Below are 6,554 nucleotides of genomic sequence, written 5' to 3'. Positions count from 1 at the left end.
CTCACTCCTCTAGATAAGTATTTTGACTCACGCCCCTTCCTCTTTTGAGACGTTGTGACACTTAGGGTGCGGAATGTGGGTCAGATTGGTACGCGTCCTTTTTTCTGGTGTATGCACGAACAACCGGTATTTCACAAAATGGGATTATTGCAAAATATTTCCTGTCCCGTGGCTGAAAGACTGGCGCGCAGGGGTTTTTATCTGCCTAGCGGTTTAGCTCTCACGGACGAGCAAATTGAGCGAGTGGCCCAAGCAGTTCGGCAAGTTTTTGCTGAGGCTGAGTAGGGATGAAAAATTGATAAAAATTTTTTGAATAAAAACCGACTTTTATGATAATTGGCACGGAGTTTTTATCTTGGGTAGTAATTGCCGCCGGTTGCTTTTATTCCCTATATCTATGTATTTTAGTTCCCAAGGATGTTTTTTTTAATGGCGATGGAGCGCTGAAAGCTTTACTAGCTCGTCAGCTAAGTAATGGTCCATGGCGATTTGACTTAGTTGAGCGCGCAGAAGCTTGGGTTGCTCGTCTTTGGCAAGAGGGTTTATACAGTTATCGCCCCCCTTTTGTCTACTACTTAAATCAACGTTATTATATCTCTTTTCCTTTTCCATTCTCTTGGCTAACTTCCCTTTTTTATAAATTTTGGGGTTATCGGGGGTTTTACTTGATTCCCCTCCTATCAATTTGGGTATTGTGGCTCAGTTTTTCGAGAGCAATTCCCGCTTTTTCCCTAGACAGTTGGGGTGGTCTTTTGGGATTAGTTATTTTGATTTTTGCTTCTCCCTTAACTCTATACAGTGCCATATATTGTGAACATACCCTCGCTGTTACTTTAGGATTTTTGGGAATTGTTATCGCTTTTTTTCTACCCGATACAGCTAATAGTAGCTGGCTGCCCAATTTATTAGGCGGATTTCTAGTGGGTTTATCAGTATGGTTCCGCTCGGAATGTCTAGCCCTAGTGGCAACTTTAACTTTATTAGTTTTCTTGGGTTTAACTCCAGAACAAACCTCAATTTTTGCTTGGTATTCAACCGAGAAAAATCTTAATTTTTCTGAATTTCTGCTAACCAATCGAATAGCTTTTAGTTTTGTACTAGGTATTATTGTTAGTGTGTTTTTACTGTGGTTGTGCAATAAGTTAATTTATAATCGTTTTCTCGGAGTTCACGCTTTGTTAGTCCTTGAGGAGTTTTCTTGGAAAAAACGTATTCAAGAAGCCCTGACCAGTTTTTATCAGTTAAATAGCTCTTTTTTGGTGCATTTTCCTATCTGTATAATTCCCTTAGCTTACTTGCTCACTTGGAGCGGTCAACAATTAAATTTTGCCAAGGATATTCCCGTAACTTTAATTAGTGTCACGGCGATTATCATCTTGGCTGTTCTCGTCAATCTTCGCCAGCAAGGAATGCTCAAAACCAAGGCGTTAGTCAAGGACAATATCATTTACTTCCTGATACTTTTAGCCAGTTGTTATCTATTTGACATCGCCAATATATCTCTAGATAAACAAATGCTTTTTGTCTATGCTCTCTATTTTATCTACACAGTAGGGGTGTCTTGTTTGGTCGATATTGCACCGGGAGAAGTCATGGTGGGAGGAAAACAATGGGGACCGAGATATTTATTGCCTCTTATCCCCTTTGTTACCTTATTAACGGTGGAACAAGTAAAAATTCTAGGAGCGAACCAAGAAGTTTTTGTAGCCAAGGGAAGTTGGGTTTTACTGTTAATCTTAATGGCAATAGGTGTCTATAAAAACATTTATCAAGGGGGAGAATTTTTCTATAAAACCCATCAGGGGATAGCACCAGCTATCAAAAGCATAGAAGAGGATACTAATTCTATTGTTGCCTTTTCTCATCAATATGCGGCACAAGTTTTGGGTTTTGGTTTGGAGAAACAAAAAACTTTCTTCCGTGTGGAAGACAGTCAAGCCATGGTTAAACTATGCCAAGAATTAGTCAGTCAAGGGTTGTCTAGTTTTCCCTACGTTTGCTATCCCTATCGCCCTTGTAAACTCTTAGAATCCCCACCAGAAAAACTGGAATTTAGCCAAGATGGACAAAAGTTTCAAATTGGCATAAATCGCTCTGGAATCATTGGTAAATATCCTTTCTATGAAATAGTTATATCTGCTACTCAGACAGGTTTACTAGACCAAAAATCTGAGGATAAGCCAACAATTACTCCAGCTGCTAATGATTTAGTCTGTACGATTTTACCCACTTATAACGAGCGAGATAACATTAGTCAATTAATTGAACGTTTACTAGCTAGTGTTCCTAGTCCTTATTTAGTGCTAGTGGTGGATGATAATTCTCCCGATGAAACTTGGCAGATAGTAGAAGATTTAGCCAAACAATACCCCACTCCTCCTCAAGATTCGCAATTCCAATCGGGGGTAATTTTGTGTCGCAGAATCAACGAGAAAGGGTTAACTTCGGCTCTACAGAGAGGTATTGACGACGCAATTAATCTGTATGGGGCTAAAATTATTACTTGGATGGATTGTGATTTGTCTATGCCTCCAGAAGATGTGCCCCAATTAATCACACCGATTCGAGCTAAAAAAGCTGATATTGCCCTAGGTTCTCGTTGGATTCCGGGGGGTGATGATGTTGCCCACGGACTGATGGCCCGGATGTTAAGCTGGATTATTAATCGCATGGCCATCGTGATGCTAGGCAATCAAGTTCACGACTATACCAGTGGTTTTATTGCCGTTCGTTCTCAGGTTTTAGAAAAAATTCGCTTAAAGGGAGATTATGGAGAATATTGCATTGATTTATTAACCCGTGCCAATCGTTTGGGTTATAAGTTAGTGGAGGTTCCTTATCTTTGCGTTCCCCGCATTTATGGTGAGAGTAAAACCGGAATTAATCTCTGGGATTATTTGTCAAAAGGACGGAAATATGTGGCGACTATTTGGCAATTGTGGCAGGAAAGATAAGATAATTATCTCTTTTTTGAATTAGAATTACTTATTCTCTAGTTGTCCTCTGGTTCTTCAACTCTAGGAGCTAAACTTATGAAGAAAATGTTTACTTTTTGGCCTTGGTTAGCTACCGTTGGGGTGGCCTGGTCTTTGGGTTTTTTTTATAACGTATACTACGGCGGTGAATTAAAGTGGCTCCTACAAATGTACGAACAAAAAGTATCTTTTGCCAAGCAGATAGATGCACCGAGACGAATAATTTTTGCGGGGGGGTCGGGGGTAAATTATAGTATTAACTCTCAATTCCTCGAACAGGAGCTAAAAATCCCAGTTTTTAACTTTGGTTTACAGGGAGATTTGGGATTAAATGTCATCTGCCCAATTATTTTAGAGCAGGTACGTCCGGGGGATATAGTGGTTCTCATTCCTGAATATTTAATGTTACTGGATGATGATGGTATTGGTTATGGTGATGGTTTATTTGGTTCGGTTCCTTTTGGTGTTGCCATTGGAAAACCTGGTTTAGGAAATATACCCTTAGAACAATTAGTTTCCGAGACTTGGTTAATGGGAGTTCCTAGTTTACGCGCTATAGTAAAAACTGCTGTTGATGTTATACAAACAGGAAAACCTAGGGGTTATTTATCAGATCCAATCACAGAAAAAGGAGATCCTACCGTAGTCAAACATCGTACAGGTAAATGGTGGGCTAGAACATTTGATCGACCTGTTTCGCAACACTCCCTCAAACGCATCGCTCAATTTCAAGAGGAGTTAAAAGCTAAAGGTGCTGATTTAGTAGTTTCTCTCTCTTGGGTTTATGCTAAGACCGATGAAACCACTGTCAAAAATGTTAAAAAAACTATTGAAGAATTGTCTAATATAGTACCTTTAATCTACAATCCAAAAACTCTTAATCTGCAAACAGATTCTAGTTTATTTGGCGATACCCATGAGCATTTATTACCAGAAGCAAGAATAATACGCTCTAAGGAACTGGTGCAACAACTACGTCCTATAATTCAGGAAAAAACTCCTCAAAATCATTGAAATTATTTCTATTCTCAATCGATAATTTAAAAGTCGTTCGACTTTTTGTACTAGCAGTAATTTGGGATGGAGATAGCAGGGAATTGATTTAACCGGCAAAATTACCGTAAATTTCCCTGAATTTATTCAATTTTAATTTTTGGAATTGTTCTTCCTTCGATAAAGGTTCTTTTCCTCTCGGATGTTCCTGACTCTTTTTCTTGATATTTTTAACTCCTTCTTCTCCTAATTGATTAGATATTGATAATCTAATCCGACAGCTACTGTCGCCTTTTTGATTGTCCATCCTCAAGATATTTTACCTAACCAGTGCCATCTTCTTGTTGCCACTGAGTCTTGACTGGTTCTGTATTTATCTTTCGGTTCCTCTGGACTTAGATGTTCGGATAAGTACGCTTTCTTGGGCATTTTATCTCCTCGTCCTAACTCGTCTTACTAGAGGATTTGCTATTACCCCTCGCTCAAATTTGTGCTACTATGGAAGGCAATATCGAGGATTTGATTTCTTTGTCTCCTAGTGCTGGTCATTGGAAAATCCTTGATAATTACTACAAAAAGTTATGAAGATAAGCTGAAGGATTCCTCGTTTATAATTATTAGACATGAATAATGTTATTGACCATGATCGTTTATTTAAGGAATTAATTGCGACTTTTTTTGTTGAATTTATTCAGTTGTTTTTTCCTGAGATTATCAATTATTTAGAGCCTAATCAGATCACATTTTTAGACAAAGAAGTCTTGACCGATGTCACGGAAGGAGAAAAGTATGAAAGTGATTTAGTTGCCCAAGTTCAATTTCGAGGACAATCATCATTTTTCTTAATTCATCTAGAAGCACAGTCTAGCTCTCAACCGGAATTTAATCGGCGAATGTTTACTTATTTCGCTCGTCTGCATCAAAAATTTGCCTTACCAGTTTATCCCATTGTCCTATTCTCCTATGATCGTCCACAAAAAGAAGCAATTCGTCAATATAAAATTGAGTTTCCTGACTTAAAAGTGCTAGAATTTAACTATCAAGTTGTCCAGTTAAATCGCTTGAATTGGCGAGATTTTATTAATCAAGCTAATCCCGTCGCCGCCGCTTTGATGGCTAAGATGAAAATTGCCCCTCGGGATAGAGCAAAAGTTAAGGCACAATGTCTAAGATTATTGGTAACATTAAGATTAGATGCCGCTAGAATGCAATTGATTTCAGGCTTTGTCGATACCTATCTCAATCTCAACTCGTCCGAGGAGATAGAATTTCAACAGGAGATTAGCACATTTATTCAACCCGAACAGGAGGGAGTTATGCAGATTACCACCAGTTGGATGCGCTGCGGTTTAGAACAGGGTTTAGAACAGGGTTTAGAACAGGGTTTAGAACAGGGTTTAGAACGGGGTTTAGAACAGGGTTTAGAACAGGGTTTAGCAAGAGAAAGAAATCTAATTGTTCGTCTGATTAAACGTAAGTTAGGAGCTATTGATGTGGCTCTAGAGAGTCGGATTATGACCTTGAATATTGATGATCTGGAACGAGTGGGGGAAGCTTTATTGGATTTTTCGACAGTGGAGGATTTAACTAATTGTTTAAATGCTTTAGATGCTTAGTATTTTTCTCTTAGGCTTCACAGAAGGCTAGGTATGGATATGAGTATAACTTTTGAAAATGCTATCCGACAAACTCAAGATTTACTAAGTCAAATTGAGTTTTTAGATACCGATACAATCACTCAGAAACTTACTGATGTCGCTCGGGATAGAGCAAAAGTTATAGAATTTCAACAGGAGATTAGCACATTTATTCAACCCGAACAGGAGGGAGTGATGCAGATTACCACCAGTTGGATGCGCTGCGGTTTAGAACAGGGTTTAGAGCAGGGTTTAGCAAGAGAAAGAAATCTAATTGTTCGTCTGATTAAACGTAAGTTAGGAGCTATTAATGTGGATATAGAGAGTCGGATTATAACCTTGAATATTGATGATCTGGAACGAGTGGGGGAAGCTTTATTGGATTTTTCGACAGTGGAGGATTTAACTAATTGGTTAAACGCTTTAGATGCTTAGTATTTTTCTCTTAAACTTTACAGAAGGCTATTGATGTTATGGGTATAACTTTTGAAAATGCTATCCAACAAACTCAAGATTTACTAAGTCAAATTGACTTTTTAGATACCGATACAATAACTCAGAAAATTACTGAGTTATTCTCCACAGAAAATGGAGCTAGAGGATTTTTTGTTACTTATTTAACCAGCGATTTACCCTATACGGAACATCCTAGTTTGGAGGTAATCACTGCCTTAAAAACTTCCCCGATATTGGTGAATGAATTATTAGTCAAAAATCTGGCTATGTCCACGGCAATGGTCATCTATCATCGCAGTCAAGGAGACGAAGAAAACGCCCAAGGTTCTGAGAAAGTCCAAGAAAAAACCAGTCAACTAATTAAGGAGTTATTGTCGCCGGCCTTGGGGGAAAAATTACAACAACTAGCCACCAGTTTAAACAGAGGACAAGGAGAATATCAAGCCTTTCTAGAACGCTGGGGATATGACGATTGCCAACGTCAGGCGATCGC

The 6,554-nt window shown here is 38.6% G+C and carries 5 protein-coding genes and 2 pseudogenes; 6 read left to right on the top strand and 1 reads right to left on the bottom strand.

What is annotated here, in order from left to right:
- Positions 1-81 precede the first annotated feature (81 nt).
- From IQ242_RS13575 to IQ242_RS13565, 3 genes and pseudogenes are all read left to right on the top strand, one after another.
- Positions 82-285 (top strand): annotated as a pseudogene (locus tag IQ242_RS13575) (DegT/DnrJ/EryC1/StrS family aminotransferase); the annotation flags it as partial.
- Between the two features lie 44 nt (positions 286-329).
- On the top strand, positions 330-2,954 hold the full coding sequence (locus tag IQ242_RS13570) for a glycosyltransferase (protein ID WP_193960326.1): 2,625 nt from the start codon (positions 330-332) through the stop codon (positions 2,952-2,954).
- A gap of 78 nt (positions 2,955-3,032) precedes the next feature.
- Positions 3,033-3,989, top strand: coding sequence for a hypothetical protein (locus IQ242_RS13565; protein ID WP_193960325.1), 957 nt, complete (start codon positions 3,033-3,035; stop codon positions 3,987-3,989).
- An 88-nt stretch (positions 3,990-4,077) separates the two neighbouring features.
- On the opposite strand, the gene IQ242_RS26175 is transcribed toward IQ242_RS13565, so the two are convergent.
- Positions 4,078-4,275: a hypothetical protein gene (locus IQ242_RS26175; RefSeq protein ID WP_228020981.1), complete on the bottom strand. Its 198-nt coding sequence runs from the start codon at positions 4,273-4,275 to the stop codon at positions 4,078-4,080.
- Positions 4,276-4,591: 316 nt separating this feature from the next.
- Here IQ242_RS26175 and IQ242_RS13555 point away from each other — a divergent pair, with 316 nt between their 5' ends.
- From IQ242_RS13555 to IQ242_RS13545, 3 genes and pseudogenes are all read left to right on the top strand, one after another.
- Complete coding sequence (locus IQ242_RS13555; protein WP_193960324.1) at positions 4,592-5,584, top strand: DUF4351 domain-containing protein; 993 nt, start codon at positions 4,592-4,594, stop codon at positions 5,582-5,584.
- A 162-nt stretch (positions 5,585-5,746) separates the two neighbouring features.
- A pseudogene (locus IQ242_RS13550) lies at positions 5,747-6,040 on the top strand (DUF4351 domain-containing protein); the annotation flags it as partial.
- Positions 6,041-6,078: 38 nt separating this feature from the next.
- A partial coding sequence (locus IQ242_RS13545) for a hypothetical protein (RefSeq protein ID WP_193960323.1) occupies positions 6,079-6,554 on the top strand: 476 nt, incomplete at its 3' end.

The organism is Microcystis sp. LEGE 08355 (assembly GCF_015207185.1).
Taxonomy (GTDB): domain Bacteria; phylum Cyanobacteriota; class Cyanobacteriia; order Cyanobacteriales; family Microcystaceae; genus Microcystis; species Microcystis panniformis.
This window is presented reverse-complemented; position numbering and strand designations above follow the sequence as displayed.